This window comes from Streptomyces sp. SCSIO 30461, from assembly GCF_037023745.1.
GTDB lineage: Bacteria > Actinomycetota > Actinomycetes > Streptomycetales > Streptomycetaceae > Streptomyces.
The window spans coordinates 7,901,442-7,923,597 of the sequence record NZ_CP146101.1; the positions used below are offsets into that span (position 1 = coordinate 7,901,442).

Consider the following 22,156-nt stretch of genomic DNA (forward strand, 5'->3'; position numbering starts at 1 on the left):
CCGAGGTCAGCTCTCGTCGGCCGGCTTCTCGTCCTCGCCGCCGTCCGCCGCCGCGGGCTCCAGCCCGAGCTGCTCCACGAGCCACTTGTCGAACTCGATCGAGGCCCGCACCCAGCTGACCGTGGACGACACGAAGTGCTCCAGGCTGACGCCGGTGCCGATCAGCATCTGCGCCTCACCGATGAGACGGAGCGTCGGCTTGTCCGCCTCCGCGCCCTCACCGCCTTCGTCGCCCTCGTGCGTGTGCGTGTAGACCTTCGGCCACAGCGTGCGGCGGTTCCAGTCGTCGATCGCGTCCAGGATCGTCGCCCGGTCCGCGACGTCGAACGGGCGGTCGTAGAACGTGCGTACCGAGAAGACCTGCTGCTCGTCCTCGCCGCGGAACATGAAGTACGTGCGGAAGTCCTCCCACGGCGCCGCGAGGTCACCCTCGTCGTCCGTGACGTACTTCAGCTCCATCTGGTCCAGAAGCTGCTTGACCAGGTCCTGGTCGGGCACCACGGGGCCCGGCGCCGGTCCGGGCTGCGGCTGGGGCTGGCCCCCGAAATTCGGAATCGAGGACGGGTCGATGCTCACGGGGTGATTCCCTTCATACGGATAACGGCCATCCTCCCTCATGCCGGGCGGTGGCTGGCAACCCCTACCGGGGCTTGATCCATTCGTGTCCTGTCCCATGTCCGGACAGCCGGGCCGCCCATGGCCCGACCACCCGGCCACGACGCCGCCCGACCACCCGGCCACCCGGCCACCCGGCCACCCGGCCACCCGGCCACCCGGCCACCCGGCCACGGCACCGTCACGCCGTGCCGACGACCAGCCCGTCCCCGACCAGGTCGACGCGGACACTGTCCCCGTCCTTGATCTCGCCCGCGAGGATCTGCCTGGCCAGCCGGTCTCCGATAGCGGTCTGGACGAGCCTGCGCAGCGGCCGGGCGCCGTACGCGGGGTCGTTACCCTCCTCCGCCAGCCACTCGAGCGCCGCCGGGGTGACCTCAAGGGTGAGCCTGCGCTCGGCGAGGCGCCTGGCGAGCCCGTCGATCTGGAGTTCGGCGATCCTCGCCAACTCGTCCTTCGACAGGGCGGAGAACACCACCAGATCGTCCAGCCGGTTGAGGAACTCCGGCTTGAACGAGGCCCGCACGACCTCCAGGACCTGCTGCTTCTTCTCCTCCTCGCTGGTCAGCGGCTCCATCAGGTACTGGCTGCCCAGGTTGGAGGTGAGGATCAGGATGGTGTTGCGGAAGTCGACCGTACGGCCCTGCCCGTCCGTGAGCCGACCGTCGTCCAGGACCTGGAGCAGGATGTCGAAGACCTCCGGGTGCGCCTTCTCCACCTCGTCCAGCAGGACCACGGTGTACGGACGGCGCCGCACCGCCTCGGTGAGCTGCCCGCCCTCCTCGTAGCCGACATAACCGGGAGGCGCCCCGACCAGCCGGGCGACGGAGTGCTTCTCGCTGTATTCGGACATGTCGATACGGACCATGGCTCGCTCGTCGTCGAACAGGAAGTCCGCGAGCGCCTTCGCCAGCTCGGTCTTGCCGACACCGGTCGGACCGAGGAAGAGGAACGACCCGGCGGGCCGGTCCGGGTCCGCGATGCCCGCCCGCGAGCGGCGTACCGCGTCGGAGACCGCCCGCACCGCCTCGGTCTGACCGATCAGACGCCGGCCCAGCTCGTCCTCCATGCGCAGCAGCTTCTGGGTCTCCCCTTCGAGCAGCCGTCCGGCCGGGATGCCGGTCCACGCGGACACCACGTCCGCGATGTCGTCGGGGCCGACCTCCTCCTTGACCATGGTGTCCTTGGCGGCCTCCGCCTGTGCCTCCGCCTCTGTGGCCTCCTCCAGCTCGCGCTCCAGTGCCGGGATCTCTCCGTAGAGCAGCTTGGAGGCGCTGTCGAAGTCACCGTCGCGCTGGGCGCGCTCGGCCTGCCCGCGCAGACTGTCGAGCCGCTCCTTCAATTCACCGACCCGGTTGAGGGACTCCTTCTCCTTCTCCCAGCGTGCGGTGAGACCGCGCAGCTCCTCCTCGCGGTCGGCAAGGTCGCGGCGCAGCTTCTCCAGACGTTGCTTGCTCGCCTCGTCGGTCTCGTTCTTGAGCGCCAGCTCCTCCATCCGCAGCCGGTCGACGGAGCGCTGGAGCTCGTCGATCTCGACCGGGGACGAGTCGATCTCCATCCGCAGCCGGGACGCCGACTCGTCCACCAGGTCGATGGCCTTGTCGGGCAGGAAGCGGGACGTGATGTAGCGGTCGGAGAGGGTCGCGGCGGCGACGAGGGCACTGTCCGCGATCTGCACCTTGTGGTGGGCCTCGTAGCGGCCCTTGAGCCCGCGCAGGATCGCGATGGTGTCCTCGACGGTCGGCTCGGCGACCAGCACCTGCTGGAAGCGCCGCTCCAGTGCCGGGTCCTTCTCGATCCGCTCGCGGTACTCGTCCAGCGTGGTGGCGCCGACCATGCGCAGCTCGCCACGCGCCAGCATGGGCTTCAGCATGTTGCCCGCGTCCATCGCGGAGTCGCCGCCTGCGCCCGCGCCGACGACGGTGTGCAGCTCATCGATGAAGGTGATGATCTGGCCGTCGCTCTCCTTGATCTCGGAGAGCACGGTCTTCAGCCGCTCCTCGAACTCGCCTCGGTACTTCGCACCCGCGACCATCGCGCCCAGGTCCAGGGAGACCAGCCGCTTGTCGCGCAGCGACTCGGGCACGTCGCCCTTGACGATGCGCTGGGCCAGGCCCTCCACCACGGCGGTCTTGCCGACGCCGGGCTCACCGATCAGCACGGGGTTGTTCTTGGTGCGGCGGGACAGCACCTGCACGACCCGGCGGATCTCATGGTCACGCCCGATGACCGGGTCGAGCTTGCCCTCGCGGGCCGCGGCCGTGAAGTCCGTACCGAACTTCTCCAGCGCCTTGTACTGGCCCTCCGGGTCGGCGGTGGTCACGCGCCGCGAACCCCGGGACTCCTGGAAGGCGGCCAGCAGCTTCTTCGCCGTGGCGCCCTGCCCGTTCAGCACCTCGGCGCTGCGGCCGCCCTTGTCGGCGATGCCGATCAGCAGGTGCTCGGTCGACAGGTACTCGTCGCCGAGTTCCTTGGCGCGGCGGTCCGCGTCGGCGATGACCGCGAGCAGCTCGCGGTTGGGCTGCGGCGGTGCGACGGTGGACCCGGTGACGCTGGGCAGATCGGCGAGCACCCGCTCGGCCCCGGCCCGTACGGCTGCCTGGTCCGCGTCCACGGCGGCGAGCAGATCGGTGATGTTCTCGTTGTCCTGACCCGCGAGGAGTGCGAGCAGGAGATGCGCAGGGGTCAGATCGGGGTGGCCCTCGGACACGGCTCGGCTGGAAGCGGCATTGAGCGCGTCCCGGCTCCTGTTGGTCAGCTCGGCGTCCACGTGCGGTTTCTCCTCCTTTGGCGACCCTGATACCTATGACTTGTCCAGGGTACACAAAGTTGAGTCGATTCCACTCAAGGATGACAGGATGCGGCTCGGAGAGTGCGGGAAACGCGAAAAGCACAGCGGCGCCATCGTGTTTCAGGTCCACGATGGCGCCGCTGTGTGGGGGAGCACCTGAGCGATCTTTGAACGACGGGGGAACCGCTCAGGCACTGCGGGGGGTGGCGGTGGTCTGCGATCCGACCAGCTGGTGGTCGCGCTGATCGAGATTGACGAAAATCATGCCGTACCGGATGGCACAGCGAACGGGTTGCGGAGCCCCTCGGGGCCGCCGCAGGCAACGGTAGGCTCGGACATCCTCGTCGTCGCCGCGGGCAACCACGATCGGCTCTCCGAAGAGCGTGACCTTCAACGAGTCACCACGGCCTGGTACTGCCGTGACCAGATCGATGAAGTGCCAGCCTGATCGGTACGCGGTCGCCATCTCACGGCGGAAGACGCGATCGTCCGGAGAAATACTCATGCGTCGACGCCTGCCGGGGCGCTGTCCCAGGTCGGCTCACCCTCTGCCGACACGGGCGCGGTATCCCAGGTGGGCTCACCCTTGACCGACACGGGCGCGGTATCCCAGGTGGGCTCACCCTTGACCGACACGGGCGCGGCGTCCCAGGTGGGCTCACCCTTGACCGACACGGGCGCGGTATCCCAGGTGGGCTCACCCTTGACCGCGACGACGGACACCGGCGCGGTATCCCACGTGGGCTCGCCGCTGGCCGCGAGACCACCGAGTGCGGCCGCAACGGCTATAGCGCAAAGTGCACGAACCATCCTGGTCATCGCCGATCTCCACCTCTTTCAATCATTACCTCCTCCCCCGCGACTACGACGATGGCTCAGTCCGAACCCTTCCACCAGCGAGTGCAGGCATCATGTTCCTGTAATTCAGGACCCTGAGGGGGGTGCACATGGATGCGAAAAGGGGCGAATCGGGAGACGGGCACAGTCACAACGAGCTGTGTGAGGCGGGGAGAAGTCTCTATGCGTCCGCTCTGCGCAACGGCCGCATAGCCCGCTCCGAAGTGATCGACACGCCCTGTCTCATCGAACTCGCCATGCTGCGCCCGGACCCGGACGACGCGAAATGGCTCCGTCCGATTCCGCCGTCCGTCGCTCTGCACCAGCTCATACACCCCATCGAGCGGGAGATCCAAGAGCGAAGACGCCTCACGATGTCACTGACGGACGCCTTCGAGCCATTCATGACACTGAGCCCGAACGACGCGTCGACCACACACGCCATCACGGTGCTCGACGGCCTGAGTGTGATCAATACCGCGCTTGACCGCGCCATCGACGAATGCACCGATGAACTGCTGACCGTACAACCCGGCAGTGGCCGGCCTCCCGCGACGCTCCGGGAGGGGCTGCGGCGAGTCGAGACGATCATCGACAGAGGCGTCCGGATGCGTACGCTCTACCAGCACACATCGCGCCACAACCCCTCCACGATGGCCTATGTCGAGCTGGTCGCCCCGTACGGCGCCGAGGTCCGCACCCTTGAGGAGATCATCGACCGGCTCATCATCGTGGACCGGAAAGTCGCGTTCATTCCGGCACGCAGCGACCGCCGGGTCGCCCTGGAACTGCGCCACGAGGGCCTGGTGCAGTATCTCGTCGGTGTCTTCGAGCAGTTCTGGCTGCACGGCACCCCCTGGAACGACCAGGTCGCCTCGTACGTCCGGAAGCTGGACGGCATCAGCGGTGTGCAGCACTCCATAGCCAAGCTCCTCGTCGAGGGGCATGTCGACGAGGCCATCGCCCGTCGCCTCGGGATGAACGTCCGCACCTGCCGCGCCCATATCGCGAAGCTGGCGTCCACACTCGGCAGTGGTTCGCGCGCGCAACTCGGCTTCCTCATCGCCCGCTCGGGGATCCTGGAGCAGACCGAATCCGTGGAGCCCGCCGAACAGCAAGTCGACCACGCCTGACAGCGATCACACCGGTGTGCGGTCATCGCGCGGCGGGCTTCCAGGTGCCGGCCGACGGCACCGAGTCCGCACGAGGCGGCAAGTCCGTACCCGAGGCGGCGCACGACGGCGTCGGCAGCGACCGACGCCTCACGATCGAGCATGCCGCGCCCTGACGGCACGACAGCGCGAAGGGGCCGGGAGGACCTTGCGGCCCTCCCGGCCCCTTCGCATGTCCCCTGTCCCCGGGGACTCCGCCCTCGTAGGCTCTGCCCTCAGACCCGGGGCTCAGGTGTCCCGCTTCGGCTGCTTCGGCCGCCACACCACCAACGCGCTCGTCTGCTGCACGTCCTGGTACGGCACCAGGTCGCGCCGGTAGGACGCGTGCACCTGCGCCTCACGCTGCCGCATAGCCGCCGCCGCGCCGTCGACCGCCGCCGCCAGCTCGGCGACCCTCGCCTGGAGCGCCGCGACCTGGTGCTCCAGCTCGATGATGCGCTTGATCCCGGCGAGGTTGATGCCCTCGTCCTGGGACAGCGCCTGCACCTGGCGGAGCAGTTCGATGTCACGTGCCGAGTAGCGCCTGCCCCGGCCCGCCGTGCGGTCCGGGGAGACCAGGCCGAGCCGGTCGTACTGTCGCAGGGTCTGCGGGTGCAGACCGGAGAGCTGGGCCGCCACCGAGATGACGTACACCGGTGTCTCGTCCGTCAGCTGGTACGGATTACGGCGTCGGCCGTCCCTCTCCATGAGGTCACGCTCCCTTCGCAGCCTGGAACAGTTCTGCCCGCGGGTCCTCGTCCGCAGTCGCCTTCCGGTAGGCCTCCAGGGCCTCCCGTGCCTCGTCACCGAGCTCCGTCGGCACCGCGACCTCCACGGTGACCAGCAGATCGCCGCGGGTGCCGTCCTTGCGTACGGCGCCCTTGCCGCGGGCCCGCATCGTACGTCCGTTGGGCGTACCGGCGGGCAGTTTCAGCGTGACCGGGGGGCCTCCGAGCGTCGGGACCTTCACCTCTCCGCCGATGGCCGCTTCCGGGAAACTGACCGGCACGGTGACGGTGAGGTTGTCGCCCTTGCGGCCGAACACCGGGTGAGCGTCGACATGGACGACGACGTACAGGTCGCCGGCCGGCCCGCCGCGCTCGCCCGGGGTGCCCTTGCCGCGCAGCCGGATGCGCTGCCCGTCTGACACCCCCGCCGGGATGCGGACCTGCATGGTGCGCGAGGACTTGGCGCGACCACTGCCGTGGCAGATCTCGCACGGGTTCTCGGCGATCAGGCCGCGGCCCTTGCAGTCCACACAGGGGTCGGTCAGCGAGAACGAGCCGCTGCCGCCGCGCGAGACCTGCCCGGTGCCGACGCAGGTCGGGCACACCCTGGGGGTGCCGTTCTTGTCGCCGGTGCCCGAGCACGCCTTGCAGGGCTGCTGGCTGGACATCCGCAGCGGGACCGTGGCCCCGTCCACGGCCTCGGTGAAGCTGAGCGTCACCTCGGACTCGATGTCCTGGCCGCGGCGCGGCTGGGTACGCGTGCCCGCGCCCGCGCCGCGGTTGAAGAGACCGCCGAAGACATCGCCGAGCCCGCCGCCGCCTCCGCCGCCGAAGCCGCCCGCGGCACCGCCGCCCCCGCCCTGGGCACCCCCGAAGAGGTCGCTCAGGTCGAAGTTGAAGGTGCCGCCGGCGCCAGGGCCGCCGGCCCGGAAGCCACCGTTGCCGAAGAGGGCGCGGGCCTCGTCGTACTCCTTGCGCCGCTTGGCGTCGCCGAGCACGTCATTGGCCTCGGAGATCTCCTTGAAGCGCTCCTCCGCCTTGGCGTCGCCCTTGTTGGCGTCCGGGTGGAACTCGCGGGCGAGCTTCCGGTACGCCTTCTTGATCTCGGCATCGGTGGCGTCCTTGGGGACGCCGAGAACCTTGTAGTAGTCCTTCTCCACGAAGTCCTTCGTGCTCATCGACGTCCCTCCTTCCGGACCCGTCCTCGTGCGTCATCGACCACGTCAGCCCTCGTCCGGGCCACCGCTCTCCTCGTCGGCCGACTGCTCTTCCTTCGCTCCCGCCGCCGGCGCCGCACCCGGCTGGGGCTCGGCCACCGCGACCCGGGCCGGACGGATGGTCCGCTCCCCGATCCGGTAACCCGGCTGCAGGATCGCCACACAGGTCGTCTCGGTGACGTCCGGTGCGTACGAGTGCATCAGCGCCTCGTGGACCGTCGGGTCGAAGGGCTCGCCCTCCTTGCCGAACTGCTGGAGCCCCATCTTGGCGGCGACCGTCTCCAGGGACTCGGCCACCGACTTGAAGCCGCCGACCAGCTCGCTGTGCTCACGGGCGCGGCCGATGTCGTCGAGCACCGGCAGCAGCTCGGTGAGCAGCTGCGCGACGGCGATCTCCTTGACGGTGATCCGGTCCCGCTCCACCCGGCGGCGGTAGTTCTGGTATTCGGCCTGGAGCCGCTGGAGGTCCAGGGTGCGCTCGTTGAGCGCGGTGCGGACCTGGTCCAGCTGGGCCGTCAGGCCTGCCTGGGCGGTGCTGTTCTGTGCTGCGTCCCCGGCCGGGGCCGCCCCCTCCTCCGCGGTGGAGGGGGCGGCGGCCTGCGCCGCGTCTTCGGGATTGGCGCCGGAGGGGACGTCGGGCTTCTCCTCGAAACCCGGGGTCTCCTCAGACATCAGGCAGCGCCGCCCTTCCGGTCCTTCTCGTCGTCGACGATCTCGGCGTCGACCACGTCATCGGCGTCGGCGTCGGACTTCGCCTGTCCGGCACCGGCGTCACCTGCAGCGCCCGCCGCCTGCGCGTCGGCGTACATGGCCTGGCCCAGCTTCTGGGAGACGGCCGCGACCTTCTCGGTGGCGGTGCGGATCTCCGCGGTGTCCTCGCCCTTGAGCTTGTCCTTGAGCTCGGTGAGCGCGGTCTCGACCTCGGTCTTGACCTCGCCCGGGACCTTCTCCTCGTTGTCCTTGAGGAACTTCTCGGTCTGGTAGACGAGCTGCTCGGCCTGGTTGCGGGTCTCGGCGGCCTCGCGGCGGCGGTGGTCCTCCTCCGCGTACTGCTCGGCCTCCTGGCGCATCCGGTCGACCTCGTCCTTGGCGAGCGAGGAGCCGCCGGTGACGGTCATCTTCTGCTCCTTGCCCGTGCCCAGGTCCTTCGCGGTCACGTGCATGATGCCGTTGGCGTCGATGTCGAAGGAGACCTCGATCTGCGGGACGCTGCGCGGGGCCGGCGGGAGGCCGGTGAGCTCGAACATGCCGAGCTTCTTGTTGTACGCCGCGATCTCGCGCTCGCCCTGGTAGACCTGGATCTGCACGGACGGCTGGTTGTCCTCGGCCGTGGTGAAGATCTCGGAGCGCTTGGTCGGGATCGTGGTGTTGCGCTCGATCAGCTTGGTCATGATGCCGCCCTTGGTCTCGATGCCGAGGGACAGCGGGGTCACGTCGAGGAGCAGGACGTCCTTGACCTCACCCTTGAGGACACCGGCCTGGAGGGTGGCGCCGATGGCGACGACCTCGTCCGGGTTCACGCCCTTGTTGGCCTCCTTGCCGCCGGTCAGCTCCTTCACGAGCTCGGCGACGGCCGGCATACGGGTGGAGCCACCGACGAGGACCACGTGGTCGATCTCGGAGAGCTGGATGCCGGCGTCCTTGATCACGTTGTGGAACGGGGTCTTGCAGCGCTCCAGGAGGTCGGCGGTGAGCTGCTGGAACTGGGCGCGCGTGAGCTTCTCGTCCAGGTGCAGCGGGCCCTCGGCGGACGCCGTGATGTAGGGCAGGTTGATCGTCGTCTCGGTGGAGGACGACAGCTCGATCTTCGCCTTCTCGGCAGCCTCGCGCAGACGCTGGAGCGCCATCTTGTCCTTGGACAGGTCGACTCCGTGGCCGTTGGCGAACTGCTTCACCAGGTAGTCGACGACGCGCTGGTCCCAGTCGTCACCACCGAGGTGATTGTCACCGTTGGTGGCCTTCACCTCGACGACACCGTCGCCGATCTCCAGCAGCGAGACGTCGAAGGTACCGCCACCGAGGTCGAAGACCAGGATGGTCTGGTCGTCCTTGTCGAGGCCGTAGGCGAGCGCGGCGGCGGTCGGCTCGTTGACGATGCGCAGGACGTTGAGGCCCGCGATCTCACCGGCCTCCTTGGTGGCCTGGCGCTCGGAGTCGTTGAAGTACGCCGGGACGGTGATCACCGCGTCGGTGACCTTCTCGCCCAGGTAGGACTCGGCGTCGCGCTTCAGCTTCTGCAGGATGAACGCGGACATCTGCTGCGGGTTGAAGTTCTTCCCGTCGAGCTCGATCTTCCAGTCCGTGCCCATGTGGCGCTTCACGGACCTGATGGTCCGGTCCACGTTGGTGACCGCCTGGCGCTTCGCGACCTCGCCGACCAGCACCTCGCCGTTCTTGGCGAAGGCGACGACGGACGGCGTGGTCCTGGCGCCCTCTGCGTTGGTGATGACGGTGGGCTCGCCGCCCTCCAGAACGCTGACGACGGAGTTAGTCGTGCCCAGGTCGATGCCGACCGCACGTGCCATTTCGATTCCTCCATAGGACTTGAGTGCAACTGACTCAAGGATGCACCACTCCCCCTGGAGAGTCAACAGACCTGAGTCGACCTGACTCAACTATGGTGCGCGCACCGCAGCTGCGCATGACCCTCTCCGACCACCCCGGGCGCGGCCTGCGCGCACCTCCCCCTTCACCGTGCCATGGTTCTCACAAAAGCACCCGAAAAGATGACAGAACGGACAGGTGAGCCAGGTGAGAGCCATGCGCGCGGTGCAGCTCAGGCGCCCGGTGCAGCCGACACGAAAGCCGACACGCCGCGTGCGTCCCATGCCGCCGGCGGCGCGGTCCGTGCCCGCGCCGCGATCCACACCTGCGCCGCGGCCCATGCGAGCAGGGTGGCCCATGCGAGCGAAGCGCCTGCTCGACCTGGTCGCCGGCACCGCCCTGCTGCTCGTCACCGCACCCCTGCTGGCCACCGCCGCGACCTGGTCGGCGGTGAAGGCACGACGCCACGGCGGCGCGTACACCCGGGAGACCAGGACGGGACTGCACGGGCAGGCCGTCGTCATCCGCTCCCTGCGCACCCGCCGTCTCCGCCTCGACCTGCTGTCCCGGCTGCCGCACGTGGTGCGCGGAGAACTGTCCCTGGTCGGCCCCGCCGCATTGGCGCCGGACGACCCGCGGGCGGCGGCACCCTGGCGGCAGAGCGTCAAACCGGGCCTGACGGGACTCGCACAGCTCGCCAGGCATTCCACGATGCCCTGGTACGAGGCGGCACTACTGGACCAGCACTATGTGGAGCACCACGGACTGCGGCTGGACCTGGCGATCCTGTTGCGCACCCCTGGCGCGATGCGCCGACGCGGGCGGGTGCATCCTGGACGGCGTCGGCGTCTCCGGCGGCGCTCACGCCCACGCTCCGCCGCCACCCGCTCAGGGTGACCTGAGCGACGCAGATCACCGCTTGTGCAACTACAGTGCGGCGGAATATGTGGGTAGTCTCAGCACGGACTGAATAAGTTACCGCTTAGTAGGCATCGCTGTCTGGTAAGCGCCGGATTCCCCACCTCGCAGGCCCGAGGAGCCCCACATGCAACTCGCCGCGATCATCGTGTCGCTGGTTCTGATCGTGGTAGGCGTGGCCCTGTTCGGCCGCGCCATCCTCCAGATCTACACATTCCTGCGGCTCGGCCAGAACGTGCCCGCGGGCACCCGCACCGACAACCCCTACCAGCGCACCGTCACGCTGGTCCGTGAGTTCGTCGGCCACACCCGGATGAACCGCTGGGGCGTCGTCGGTGTCGCGCACTGGTTCGTGGCGGTGGGCTTCCTCACTCTGCTGCTGACGATCGTCAACGCCATCGGCCAGCTCTTCCAGGCCGACTGGCTCCTGCCGATCATCGGCGAATGGGCGCCGTACAACGTCTACGTCGAGTTCATGGGCACCATGACGGTGCTCGGCATCCTCGTACTGATCGTGGTCCGGCAGCTGAGCAGGCCGGACAAGCCGGGCCGCAAGTCCCGCTTCGCCGGCTCCAACTTCGGCCAGGCGTACTTCGTCGAGACGGTCATCCTCATCGTCGGCGTCTGCATCTTCATGCTGCACGCGCTCGAGGGCGCCCAGCACCATGTGGACAGCTACGAGGCATCGTTCTTCATCTCGTACCCGGTGGTGGCGTGGCTGGAGGGCATGGACGTCTCCACGCTCCAGAACCTCACCTACTTCTTCGCGGGCCTGAAGATCGCGACCTCCTTCATCTGGATGATCACGGTCTCCCTGAAGACCGACATGGGCGTGGCCTGGCACCGCTTCCTCGGCTTCCCGAACATCTGGTTCAAGCGCAACGCCACCGGTGAGACCTCCCTGGGCGCGCTGCTGCCGATGACCTCGGGCGGCAAGCCGATCGACTTCGAGGATCCGGGCGAGGACGACACCTTCGGCGTCAGCCAGGTGGAGCAGTTCTCCTGGAAGGGCATCCTCGACTTCTCGACCTGCACCGAGTGCGGTCGCTGCCAGTCGCAGTGCCCCGCCTGGAACACCGGCAAGCCGCTCTCCCCGAAGCTGCTCATCATGTCGCTGCGCGACCACGCGCACGCCAAGGCCCCGTATCTGCGCGCGGGCGGCGGCAAGACCATGGAGGGCGAGGAGAAGGCCACCGATGAGCAGCTCGCGTCGGTGCCCGCCGCGGCGCTGGCCGAGGCCGAACGCCCGCTGATCGGAACGGCCGAAGAGAACGGCGTCATCGACCCGGACGTACTGTGGTCCTGCACCACCTGCGGTGCGTGCGTGGAGCAGTGCCCGGTCGACATCGAGCACATCGACCACATCGTCGACATGCGCCGCTACCAGGTGATGATCGAGAGCGCCTTCCCGTCCGAGGCGGGCACGATGCTCAAGAACCTGGAGAAGAAGGGCAACCCCTGGGGTCTGGCCAAGAAGCAGCGCCTTGAGTGGACCAAGGAGGTCGACTTCGAGGTCCCGGTCGTGGGCAAGGACGTCGAGGACCTCACCGAGGTCGACTACCTGTACTGGGTCGGCTGCGCCGGCGCCCTGGAGGACCGCGCCAAGAAGACCACCAAGGCCTTCGCCGAACTCCTGCACATCGCGGGCGTCAAGTTCGCGATCATGGGCGGCGAGGAGAAGTGCACCGGCGACTCGCCGCGCCGCCTCGGCAACGAGTTCCTGTTCCAGCAGCTCGGCGCGGAGAACGTCGCCATGCTGAACATGGCGTTCGGCGAGGACGACGAGGACGAGTCGACGAAGAAGCCGAAGTCGGCGAAGAAGATCGTCGCGACCTGCCCGCACTGCTTCAACACCATCGCGAACGAGTACCCGCAGCTCGGCGGCGAGTACGAGGTCATCCACCACACGCAGCTGCTCCAGCACCTCATCGACGAGGGCAAGCTGATCCCGGTCACCCCGGTCCAGGGTCTGATCACGTATCACGACCCCTGCTACCTGGGCCGCCACAACAAGGTCTACACCCCGCCGCGCGAGATCATCGCCAAGGTGCCCGGCCTGCGGAACGAGGAGATGCACCGCCACAAGGAGCGCGGCTTCTGCTGTGGCGCCGGCGGTGCCCGGATGTGGATGGAGGAGCGGATCGGCAAGCGCATCAACACCGAGCGGGTGGACGAGGCGCTGTCGCTGAACCCGGACATCGTGTCCACCGCCTGCCCGTTCTGCCTCGTCATGCTCACGGACTCGGTGAACGGCAAGAAGAACGACGGCAAGGCCAAGGAGAGCCTCCAGGTCGTGGATGTGGCACAGCTGCTCCTCGACTCCGTCAGGACGCCGGTGGACCCGGCCGGCGCAGACGAGACGGAGAACGCGCCCGAGCCGGAACCGGTGAAGTGACCACGGCGTCCTACGTCCCGTAGCGCCGCAGCACGGAAGCGGCCGGACCTGCCTCGGGGGCAGGACCGGCCGCTTCCGCGTTCGCCGGCGACAAGCGGCCCGACGTGGTGACGCGCGCTCACCGGGGCGAGAGCGCGGATGTGATCGCGTTCTACCCGGCGAGCGGTGACGGCTCACATCCCGCGGCCACGTTCAGCACAGCAGTCTTCCTCCAAGGGCCCCTCAGGGACACCACGTAGGGGATGTCACAGCTCCGCAGCAAACACCCTCCGTACCCCGACCAAGGCCACCGGACCACGCAGGACCAGGTACGTTCGAATACGTGGCTGGATTCAGGATCGGACGAGGACGGGGCAGCGACAACCGCCCTCAGCAACAGCAGCAGCGCCCGCAGCAGGCGCCCCCGCCGCCGTACGGCCCGCCGCAGGGCCAGTACGGAGGCTCCCAGGGCGCGCCCGCCTACCCCCCGCGGCAGCAGTGGCCCCAGCAGGGCGGCGGCCACCCTCAGCAGGGGCGGGCCCCGCACGGCGAACCGGAGTACTTCGGCGACCCTCACCCCGCCGATGACCCGTACGCCAACAACCCCGGCCACACGAGGGCTTTCAGCATCAACGACGACCCCTACGGGGACGCGGCCACCTATCACGCCGGCTCCGCGCCCGCGGGCCCGCGCCTGCACTGGAAGGAACTGCTCCGCGGCATCGTGCTGCGCCCAGGCTCGACCTTCCACCAGATGCGGGACTACCCGGTGTGGGGCCCGGCGCTCACCGTCTCGTTCCTCTACGGGCTGCTCGCGATCTTCGGCTTCGACCAGTCCCGCGAGGAAGCCATCAAGGCGCCGTTCACGACGGCGCTCACCTCCGTGCTCATCACGGGCGTGTTCTTCGTCATCGGCGGCCTGATCCTGGGCGCGGTCACCCACACCCTGGCCCGCCAGCTCGGCGGCGACGGCGCCTGGCAGCCGACGGTCGGCCTCTCCATGCTGATCATGTCCCTGACGGACGCCCCGCGGCTGGTCTTCGCGATGTTCCTGGGCGGTGACAACCCGCTGGTGCAGGTGGTGGGCTGGGCGACCTGGCTGGCGGCGGGTGCGCTGTTCACATCCATGGTGAGCAAGTCTCATGACCTGCCATGGACGAAGGCGCTGGGAGCGTCGGCCATCCAGCTGATCGCACTGCTGGCGATCATCAAGCTGGGCACGATCTGAAAGACACGAGGGCCCCGCCGAAGCGGGGCCCTCACACCTGTTCGCACCCATGTACGCGTGACGCTCAGGCGTCGAGAACCTGGCCCTCACGCCGCACGAGGGGCGGCTCGGCACTCCACAGGAAGTGGACCCGATGACAGTAGTAGCCTCTTCTGGCATCGCCGGGGCAATGCACCGGCCGGGTAGGGCTCGATCATGGCACGCAAGGTGGGGATTTACACCCGGATCTCCCGGGACGACGAGGGCGAAGCGCTCGGCGTAGCGCGTCAGCGCACCGACTGTGAGCGCCTGATCGAGATCTTCGACGAGCGGCCGAAGCTGGAGTTCGCCACCGTCACCAACGACGTGAATCTCGGCAGCGCCGATGGCCGGACCATAGCGCGCGTCATGGTGGCGTTCGCCGACAAGTCGTCCCACGACACGTCACGCCGAATCAAGCGCAAGCACCTTGAGTTGGCCCAGCAGGGCAAGAGCAACGGCGGTCCGGCGCCCTACGGGTGGTGCAAGGACGACCGGAACAAGGTCGATCCCGACGCAGCCGGCGTCATCCGCGCCGCGCAGAAAGACGTTCTCGCCGGAGTGCGCATCGGCACCATCCGCACGAAGTGGCAGGAGGAGGGTCACGGCAACCCCCGCGAAGGTACGAAGCGCATGGCGCACCACCGCGTGGAACACATCCTCACCAATCCCAGGCTCGTCGGGTACCGCACCTATCACGGTGTCGTGTTGTACGGCGCGAACGGGGAGCCGGTCATGGGCGAGTGGGAGGTGATCAACACCGTCGAGGAGTGGGAGGCCGTTTGCGCCGCCATCGCTGAGCGCGGGCAGGAGGCAAGCCCGCCCGAGTTGCCCGGCAGCGTACGGCCCCCTGAACATGCCCGACCCCAACCCGAACAGGACACCGACCAAAGCCACTCCGGCAGGCCGTGCGGACAGGGAGCCGAGCACGGAGAAGCGGCCCGTGCCGGTGAGGTACGGGCCGCAGGCGGAGGTTCGTGGGATCAGGCGTCCGTGAGGGTGGCCACGATGTTGTCGGGGTGGTCGAGCCAGACCAGGTTCGCGTTGGCGGTCGCGATCAGGCCGTAGCGCTCCAGGCCGGGGCGGTCGGCCGACAGCCATCGTGTGGCGGCCTTCTCCAGCTCCGACCACAGCGGTCGGGTGCCGCCCTCGAAGGCCCGGACGGAGCCGTCAGGGTGGGTCTCCAGCACCGCCCAGGAGCCGTCAGGGTGGAGAAACCAGCGCCCGGAACAGTCGTCCACGGTCAGGCCGACGCGTTTGGTGCCGGGCAGTGCGAGTTGGGCCGCCCACATCAGCCCTTGGTCGTCCAGCATCTGCGGATGAAGAACGGTGTCCACAGCCTGTGAGTGCTTCCGGCCGTCGAGGGCCGCCCGCATGAGAGGGCCGAGCTCGGGCCGTGCGATCTCGCGGGACGGCATGAAGGACACGTCGCCGTTGATGAACCGGCCGCGGGCTTCCGTGGCGGAGCTCTTCTCCAGCTTGATGTAGCCGTAGGCGTCGAGGCTGCCCACGAGCGACACGAGGATGAGCCCACCGGGGGCCGACTGCTCCAGCCATGCGGCCGGTACACGTGCAGGTGAGTAGGTGGCGATGATCCGGCTGTACGGTGCGCCTTCCGGGCAGCCCTGCGCCGCGTCTCCGGTCACCAGACGTGGCCGGTAGCCGAGCGAGGCCAGCCGCTCGCGCCCTTCGGCGGACAGCACCGGGTCGTACTCGGAGCGGGTCACGAACTCGTCCCCGAGCCGTTCGCACATCAAGCCCGTCGAGTAGTCGCTGCCCCCACCGGCCTGGAACGTGGGTGCCTTGCCGGGAACGTCGAGGTCCTCCAGCATCCTCACCACGGCACCGGGCAGCGTGGACGAACTCGTGGGGATTCCCGTGACGGGTGCGCCGTCCGTCGATGTGGCGCCGTTGTCGAGCTGGGTCACCCAGGTCTTGTTGCGGTAGATCAGCGTCAGCCACTCATCGGCGTCGCGCTCAGGGCTGACGGGCGTATAGCGGGTGACACCGTCAGGGCCGGGAGCATCCCGGTAGAAGCGGGGAAGGAAGGGATGCCGAGGCACCCGCTCCACTGCCCGCCGCCACTCAGGCGAGCGCAGCGAACCGTCACGTTCCAGCTCGTCCGCCAGGCGCGCCCGCAGCACACGGGCCCGCTCTTCGATCAGGTCAGACATGCTCGCCCTTCTCCAGCAGGTCCGCGATGGCACGTGAGATGGGCACGCCTGTCTCGTGCTGTCGGGTAGCGGGGACGCATTGCTGCGTCCCCGCCCCCTCAGAACCGTGCGTGCCCGCTTTCCAAGCACACGGCTCAAGCAAGCCCCAAGGGCGTTCGCGGTGATGCAAAAACTGCGGTCCTCCTGCGCGTTCTGGCCCGAAGGCTGCGTTGGCAGGAGGCGTGTACGAGACGTGTCTGCGGTCCGTCCGGCGCGCCATGCCGCCCGTGGTGAGTGAGGTAGCTGGCGGCTACCGCTCGGCGGACGGTGTTCAGCCACCAGCGCTCCCATTCGTGCGGGGATTGCGGTGGCTGATGGGTGGTGAGGATGTAGTCCCCGCAGAGTGGACATCGGCCTTCCTGCCTGGCGAGCAGGTTCAGGTTGTAGTTGTCCAGCGGGGGTTTGACCTTCCTCCGCCTTTTGGCCCAGTAATCACGTAGGTCGGGATCGTCAGGTGATGCCCTGCCAGTGACCAGTTGGTGCCGGACGATATTCGTCCAGGAGAACTTGACCACGTGATAAGTGCCGCCGCTTTCGCTGATACAGCTACGATCGCCGAACACCCAGTAGTCGTTCCTGAACTTGTTGAATTTGCCGTAGTAGCGGCGCACGATCCACTTCTTCGGCTTGTTGGGGTGCGAGCGTCTGGCCCACTTGTAGGTGAGCCGCCATACGTGAGAGTCCAGACTCGAGAAGATCCGGCTGGACACCACCCCGCGGTAGTAGGCCGCCCATCCACGAATAATCGGGTTGAGCTTGGCGATGACCGCCACCACGTTCGATCCACGAAGGTTCCGCATCTCGTCCGTGAGCCTCTTCCGTAACCGCATGACCGCCTTCTTGCTCGGCGTGATGATCAGCTTGGAGTCGTGAAAACGGCGGAGAGTGAACCCCAGGAAGTCGAAACCTTCGGAGAGACGCACAATGCGCGTCTTCTCCTCGTTGAAGGTCAGGCCCCTGGGTGCCAGCCACTCCGCAAGCTGCGCCTTGACCTGCTCGGCCTGCTGCCGGGAATGGCAGCAGGCGACCATGTCGTCGGCGTATCGCACCAGTACCGGAGCCCCTCGCACCGTCTCCCCGGCACTACGGCCAGTTGTCAGGTAACGGACTCCGCCAGCTTCCTCCAGCCCATGGAGCGCGACGTTCATCAGCAACGGACTGATCACACCGCCTTGAGGGGAACCCTCTTCGGTCGGCGTGAGCAGGCCGTTCTCGACCACTCCCGATTTCAGCCATCCCCGAATCATTTCCCTGGCGGGGAATGACCCGATTGCTTCCAGCAGTGGTTCGTGGCCGATCCTGTCGAACGCGGCGGACAAGTCGGCGTCCAGAATCCATAGCCTCCTGGCCCGGGAGCCATTCAGCGCGGAAAAGAGAGCGCCGATGGCGTCCGCGCAACTGCGGCCCGGTCGAAACCCGTAGGATCTCGGCTCGAACCGCGCTTCCCACTCGGGCTCCAACGCGTTGCGGACACGCGCCTGATGGCACCGGTCCATAATCACGGGGATACCAAGCGGCCTTTGCTTTCCATTGGCTTTCGGAATGTACACGCGCCGGACCGGCAGCGGATTCCAGGACGAGCGCGTGCGGTGCACACGCACCGCCACATTCATCCTGGCCTCGGGTGACAGGGCAGTCTCCCCGTCGATCCCGGCCGTCCGACGCCCCGCGTTGCGCTGGGTCACCTGCCGCACGCTGATCAGCGTGTTCGACCATGACCTCAGCATCAACTTCTGCAAGGACCGGACCACAGCCCAGTCCTGTTCCCGCGTCGCCTTGAAGATCCTCTGCCGCAGCCTCGCTACGTTGTCCTCGTGGTGACGCCACGCGACGTCCTCCCAGTCGGAAGCGTCCTTGGGTCCGTTCACCGTGGTGTCCAACTTGTCCCTCGGTTCGGGAGGCCCTCGGCCTCGGATTTCAAAGGCTCACCAGCCCACGTCAGCTCCCTTTCGGAACCGGTCGCCAGGACCGGCATCCGGCCGGTTCCCCGTGACAGCCGCCTGGAGGGGCGGCCACATGTCCCGAGTCCCGCTGCCTTTCGGCCGCCGGCATCCGCTTCTTGGGCTTCCTGTCCCGCCGAGGGGTTCCGCCCCTCTTACGATCGGCCTACCGAGCCGAAGGGCTCGGACCCCGACGGGGTTTCCACGTTCCGCGCATACGAGATACGGCCGGGGTGGGCGCCCCCTACACCCCGGGGCCAGCGGTGTTCCCACGGCCGGTAGATCGTCACCAGCCGCCGCTCGCCGCCTCCTCCAGCGGCCAGGCCCTGCACCCTGGTCCTCGTCCCGTCTCCCAAGGCTTGGGCTAACGAGGCATCATCGGGGGTTCACTTGCGTTCGCCCGTCCGGCCTTCCCCTCGCCCGGTTGCTCCCCCAGACGGAGCGGGGGCCCTTGAGCTTCTTCCCTGGGCTTCGCACCCTCACAGGCAGGACCTGCGAGCGCACGCCAGGGCGGGGACTGATCTCGAACACTGATCAGGAACTTCGCATCCGGTCTATAACCGGCCTCCAATCTGCGAGTTCACTCGTAATGCGCGACTTCGTGTCGCACCGATCCACGACCATTGGCCGTTCGGATTCACTTCCAGGAACCGCCACTCGCCGTCCGGTGTCACGATGAAGTCGAACGCCGCGAAGACGAGCCCGAAATGCCTCATGAACGCGGTCAGCCGTTCGCGCACCTCTCGCGGCGCGGTGGTCGGCTTGTAGGTCAGCGACGCGTAGTCCGTGCGCCAGTCGATCCGCGCGGCATCCGATCCCGCGTGGATCTCCACAGGGAAGAACTGGTCCCCGACCACTGTCAGCCGCACCTCGTACGCCTTGTCCATCCACTCTTGGAAGAGGTGCGCGCACAGCTCGACGGAACCGTCCAGGTCGGCAGGATCAACGATCACGGTCTCGACAGGAGCCCCGAGGCTCTTGGTGATCATCGGAGCGCCGAGATCAGCGGCGAACTTGCGTGCGGCGTAGGGATCGTTGGTGATGAGCGTGCGTGGTGGGTTCAGTCCCAGCCGGTGCGCGACCGCCAGTTGCCACGGTTTGTAGTTGGCATTCGCGTCCCGCGCGGGATGGTTGATCCACAGGCAGGGCAGAGAAGCGGTCACGCCGAGGAAGCCAGCCCGGGACTGGGCGGCAGCGAACCGCCGCCCAGCCTCGGACATGCCATCGGGTAACAGGAACTCTTCGGGCCTGCGAAAGTACACAGATCGCACCTCGGACAGGCTGAGTCGGCGATGCCCGTCATCGAGCACCCCGCCCCACCCGTCAGTGAGAGTGGCGGTCATCGTCACTTCCGTCGGGAAGTCGGCGGTATCGCACCTGAACACCGGGACACCCCGCGTGTTCAGGTGCGTCACCACCAGGTCCGCCGTGGGGTCGAGCCGGTTCGTCAGAACCAGCACCGCCCCGCCGTCAAGTTCCGTCACTACCACTCCCTACCAGAGGTCGGTGCCCTCGTCGTTCTGACTGTCGGAGTTGGTGTTCGTGCTGGTGTCGTTGCCGACCATGGACGCCCACGGATTGCCGTCCACCGTGACAGCGATCTGCAACTCAGTGCTGTAGACGACACCGGTGGGGTCAGCCGGGGCGCTGGTCTGACCAGCGGCGAACCGCATACCGAACGGGATCTTCTCGACAGCGCTCATGTCGTGCTCCTCTCGATTGCTTGGGTGGTCGCCCGTATGAGGCCGCCGAGCTCGGCGCATAGACGGCCGGGGAGCGGGCTTGGATGACCAGCCCGGACGGGGACGGGGTAGCCGTAGTCGACACCCGTCCAGGGCCAGTCGGTCTACCGGCTGGTACCGACGGCCATCCCGAGCGCCAACCCGCACGAGCCGCTGATGCAGATGATGAACAGGACCCCGGCGTACCGGCCGACGACGCGCATCACAGGCGGGCCCGGCTGTTGCTGTTCACGGCCGGGAGCACGCTCAGTTCCTCCCGGGCCGTGGGTGTCGTGACCTTCTCGGGCATGGCGTCCCACTCGACGCCGCCATGGATCGGCCGCATCTGCACACGTCCCCCCAGCTGCCCCATCACGAGCCCGACCCGTCCGGTGTCGGCGTCCTCCGCCACGTCACCGATGCCGGGTCGCGACTCGGGATGTTCTACGCCCGATAAGGGCGCTGCTTTGCGTGTGGTCATCGCTATGCCCCTGCCTGGTAAGCCATTGTCATCACAGAAAGTATCGGGGCGATCACAGGATCGAACTAGTGTGATCCCTAGTGTGAAGTTCTCTCAGGGCTTGGGCACTTGGATCCCGGCATGGCACTTTCGGGAGGAGGATGGGCGGCATGAGGATCGGCGAGCTGATCAGAGAACTGCGTAAAGCACGGGGATGGTCGCAGGGACGGTTGGCGTCAGAGATCAACGACGCTTACGGCTCCGCCCTGTCTCGGGAGTACGTCAGTAACTGGGAGTGTTCCAAGATCCAGCCAGGAGGTTTCTACCTCCGCGCCCTCTCCGCCGTGCTGGATGTGCCCCTAGCCGTACTTGAGGACGATGTGAAGCGCAGAACCTTTCTGACCGACGTTGCCGGAGCCGCAGTGGCTCCAGTCGTCGCCTCCGACCTGCTGTCCATGGGCTTCTCCGCCCGCCTCCAAGGCGGCCCGACCACGGACGCTTGGGGAGCAAAGCTCGCCACCTACGGCACTCAGTACATGTCCATGGGCGCAGCAGACATTCAGCGCCGAGTTGCCGGCGAACTGGTCGTCATCCAGCAGCAGCTAGAACAGCCTCGACTCTGGTCCGTCGCGGCCCGCCTGATGACCTTGTACGCCAAGACCTTCCCCGGCTCAGATGGGGCCAAGGCCGTGCACTGGTACCGGATGGCCGCCCAGGCCGCCGACCAATCGGGCGACGACGACGCCCGCGTCTGGGTCCGAGGAAGGGCAGCAATCGCTCTCGGGTACGAAGGTGCATCGCTCGGCATCGCAGACGTTCTCGCCGACCAAGCCATCGCGATCAGCAGAAAGCCGTCTCTTGGCCTGTTGAACGCGATCATGGGGAAGGCGCACGCAGCCGCGATCCGCGGCGACCGCGCCACAGCCTTGTCCCTGGCCGAGGAAGGGCGTCGCGTCTTTGATCACGCAGGCTCACATGAGCAGATGTCGGACTATGCCGTCCCGTGGTGGCGCATGAACGTGTTTCTCTCCCTTCTGCTCGCACGACTCGGAGACGAGAAGGGCGCGGTGGAGGCCCAGGATCAGGCCGTACGAGAGCTGCCCGAGACCCTGCCTCGATTTGCGACGCACCTTGAAATGCATCGGGGCTTGATGATCGCCCGCAGCGGTGACCCACGTGGAGGAGTCGCATACGCCCGAACCGCGATGGCGGCCCTACCTGCGGAGAAGCACTCGCTCACCCTCCGACTCCTGATGGCAGAGATCGAGCAGACGTGAGAGAAGGGCTGCGACCGCCCTGGGGCGCAGCCCTTCTGCTCTCCCCGCTCGCTGGCGGACGATGAACAATCTGCCGTCCGGGCTTACGCCCATGGTGCACAGCTTCCGCAGGTCAGGCGGCCTC

General features: G+C 67.7%; 20 protein-coding genes. 7 read left to right on the top strand and 13 right to left on the bottom strand.

The annotated features are described in order from the left end of the window. Nucleotides 1-6: 6 nt before the first annotated feature. From V1460_RS35440 to V1460_RS35455, 4 genes are all read right to left on the bottom strand, one after another. Nucleotides 7-576, bottom strand: coding sequence for a YbjN domain-containing protein (locus V1460_RS35440; protein WP_338677687.1), 570 nt, complete (start codon nucleotides 574-576; stop codon nucleotides 7-9). A gap of 220 nt (nucleotides 577-796) precedes the next feature. Next, nucleotides 797-3,385 carry an ATP-dependent chaperone ClpB gene (gene clpB / locus V1460_RS35445; RefSeq protein WP_338677688.1) on the bottom strand — a complete coding sequence of 863 codons (2,589 nt, stop codon included), beginning with the start codon at nucleotides 3,383-3,385 and terminating at the stop codon, nucleotides 797-799. Nucleotides 3,386-3,593: 208 nt separating this feature from the next. Further along, complete coding sequence (locus V1460_RS35450) at nucleotides 3,594-3,911, bottom strand: (2Fe-2S)-binding protein (RefSeq protein WP_338677689.1); 318 nt, start codon at nucleotides 3,909-3,911, stop codon at nucleotides 3,594-3,596. Beyond that, nucleotides 3,908-4,225: a hypothetical protein gene (locus V1460_RS35455; RefSeq protein ID WP_338677690.1), complete on the bottom strand. Its 318-nt coding sequence runs from the start codon at nucleotides 4,223-4,225 to the stop codon at nucleotides 3,908-3,910. Before V1460_RS35455 ends, V1460_RS35450 begins: the two co-directional genes overlap by 4 nt. A 128-nt stretch (nucleotides 4,226-4,353) precedes the next feature. Here V1460_RS35455 and V1460_RS35460 point away from each other — a divergent pair, with 128 nt between their 5' ends. Together V1460_RS35460 and V1460_RS35465 are read left to right on the top strand one after the other, a co-directional pair. Further along, nucleotides 4,354-5,376: a helix-turn-helix transcriptional regulator gene (locus V1460_RS35460; RefSeq protein ID WP_338677692.1), complete on the top strand. Its 1,023-nt coding sequence runs from the start codon at nucleotides 4,354-4,356 to the stop codon at nucleotides 5,374-5,376. Nucleotides 5,377-5,390: 14 nt separating this feature from the next. Next, nucleotides 5,391-5,531: a hypothetical protein gene (locus V1460_RS35465; protein WP_338677693.1), complete on the top strand. Its 141-nt coding sequence runs from the start codon at nucleotides 5,391-5,393 to the stop codon at nucleotides 5,529-5,531. Nucleotides 5,532-5,643: 112 nt separating this feature from the next. On the opposite strand, the gene V1460_RS35470 is transcribed toward V1460_RS35465, so the two are convergent. The 4 genes from V1460_RS35470 to dnaK are packed head-to-tail and all read right to left on the bottom strand — an operon-like array spanning nucleotide 5,644 to nucleotide 9,864. Next, entirely contained in the window at nucleotides 5,644-6,102 is a 459-nt protein-coding gene (locus V1460_RS35470; RefSeq protein WP_338677694.1) for a heat shock protein transcriptional repressor HspR, read from the bottom strand. Between the two features lie 4 nt (nucleotides 6,103-6,106). After that, nucleotides 6,107-7,300 carry a molecular chaperone DnaJ gene (dnaJ, locus tag V1460_RS35475; RefSeq protein ID WP_338677695.1) on the bottom strand — a complete coding sequence of 398 codons (1,194 nt, stop codon included), beginning with the start codon at nucleotides 7,298-7,300 and terminating at the stop codon, nucleotides 6,107-6,109. A 45-nt stretch (nucleotides 7,301-7,345) separates the two neighbouring features. Next, nucleotides 7,346-8,011: a nucleotide exchange factor GrpE gene (grpE, locus tag V1460_RS35480; protein ID WP_338677696.1), complete on the bottom strand. Its 666-nt coding sequence runs from the start codon at nucleotides 8,009-8,011 to the stop codon at nucleotides 7,346-7,348. Continuing rightward, a complete protein-coding gene (dnaK, locus tag V1460_RS35485) occupies nucleotides 8,011-9,864 on the bottom strand; it encodes a molecular chaperone DnaK (RefSeq protein WP_338677698.1) in 1,854 nt (617 codons plus the stop codon). The genes grpE and dnaK overlap by 1 nt, the downstream gene beginning before the upstream one ends. Before the next feature lie 376 nt (nucleotides 9,865-10,240). Between dnaK and V1460_RS35490 the strand changes: the two genes are divergently transcribed. The 4 genes from V1460_RS35490 to V1460_RS35505 all read left to right on the top strand — a co-directional run bounded on the left by V1460_RS35490 (nucleotide 10,241) and on the right by V1460_RS35505 (nucleotide 15,489). Next, nucleotides 10,241-10,780 carry a sugar transferase gene (locus tag V1460_RS35490; RefSeq protein WP_338677699.1) on the top strand — a complete coding sequence of 180 codons (540 nt, stop codon included), beginning with the start codon at nucleotides 10,241-10,243 and terminating at the stop codon, nucleotides 10,778-10,780. A 148-nt stretch (nucleotides 10,781-10,928) separates the two neighbouring features. Continuing rightward, the gene (locus tag V1460_RS35495) at nucleotides 10,929-13,196 is read left to right on the top strand and encodes a (Fe-S)-binding protein (RefSeq protein ID WP_338677700.1); all 2,268 of its coding nucleotides are present in this window, start codon (nucleotides 10,929-10,931) and stop codon (nucleotides 13,194-13,196) included. A 322-nt stretch (nucleotides 13,197-13,518) separates the two neighbouring features. Beyond that, nucleotides 13,519-14,403 (top strand): Yip1 family protein, encoded by an 885-nt coding sequence (locus V1460_RS35500; protein WP_338677701.1) that lies wholly within the window; start codon nucleotides 13,519-13,521, stop codon nucleotides 14,401-14,403. 195 nt (nucleotides 14,404-14,598) lie between these two features. Further along, nucleotides 14,599-15,489, top strand: coding sequence for a recombinase family protein (locus V1460_RS35505; protein WP_338677703.1), 891 nt, complete (start codon nucleotides 14,599-14,601; stop codon nucleotides 15,487-15,489). Here the strand turns inward: V1460_RS35505 and V1460_RS35510 are convergent. The 5 genes from V1460_RS35510 to V1460_RS35530 all read right to left on the bottom strand — a co-directional run bounded on the left by V1460_RS35510 (nucleotide 15,405) and on the right by V1460_RS35530 (nucleotide 20,776). Further along, nucleotides 15,405-16,595 carry a methyltransferase gene (locus V1460_RS35510; protein WP_338677704.1) on the bottom strand — a complete coding sequence of 397 codons (1,191 nt, stop codon included), beginning with the start codon at nucleotides 16,593-16,595 and terminating at the stop codon, nucleotides 15,405-15,407. The two genes, V1460_RS35505 and V1460_RS35510, sit on opposite strands and share 85 nt — an antisense overlap. Nucleotides 16,596-16,729: 134 nt before the next feature. Beyond that, nucleotides 16,730-18,514 (bottom strand): group II intron reverse transcriptase/maturase, encoded by a 1,785-nt coding sequence (ltrA, locus tag V1460_RS35515; RefSeq protein WP_338674673.1) that lies wholly within the window; start codon nucleotides 18,512-18,514, stop codon nucleotides 16,730-16,732. A gap of 614 nt (nucleotides 18,515-19,128) precedes the next feature. Next, nucleotides 19,129-20,058 carry an ATP-grasp ribosomal peptide maturase gene (gene tgmB / locus V1460_RS35520; protein ID WP_338677705.1) on the bottom strand — a complete coding sequence of 310 codons (930 nt, stop codon included), beginning with the start codon at nucleotides 20,056-20,058 and terminating at the stop codon, nucleotides 19,129-19,131. A 9-nt stretch (nucleotides 20,059-20,067) separates the two neighbouring features. Then, nucleotides 20,068-20,277 (bottom strand): putative ATP-grasp-modified RiPP, encoded by a 210-nt coding sequence (gene tgmA, locus V1460_RS35525; RefSeq protein ID WP_338677706.1) that lies wholly within the window; start codon nucleotides 20,275-20,277, stop codon nucleotides 20,068-20,070. A 241-nt stretch (nucleotides 20,278-20,518) separates the two neighbouring features. Further along, nucleotides 20,519-20,776 carry a hypothetical protein gene (locus tag V1460_RS35530; RefSeq protein WP_338677707.1) on the bottom strand — a complete coding sequence of 86 codons (258 nt, stop codon included), beginning with the start codon at nucleotides 20,774-20,776 and terminating at the stop codon, nucleotides 20,519-20,521. Between the two features lie 149 nt (nucleotides 20,777-20,925). Here V1460_RS35530 and V1460_RS35535 point away from each other — a divergent pair, with 149 nt between their 5' ends. After that, complete coding sequence (locus V1460_RS35535) at nucleotides 20,926-22,032, top strand: helix-turn-helix transcriptional regulator (protein WP_338677708.1); 1,107 nt, start codon at nucleotides 20,926-20,928, stop codon at nucleotides 22,030-22,032. Nucleotides 22,033-22,156 lie beyond the last annotated feature (124 nt).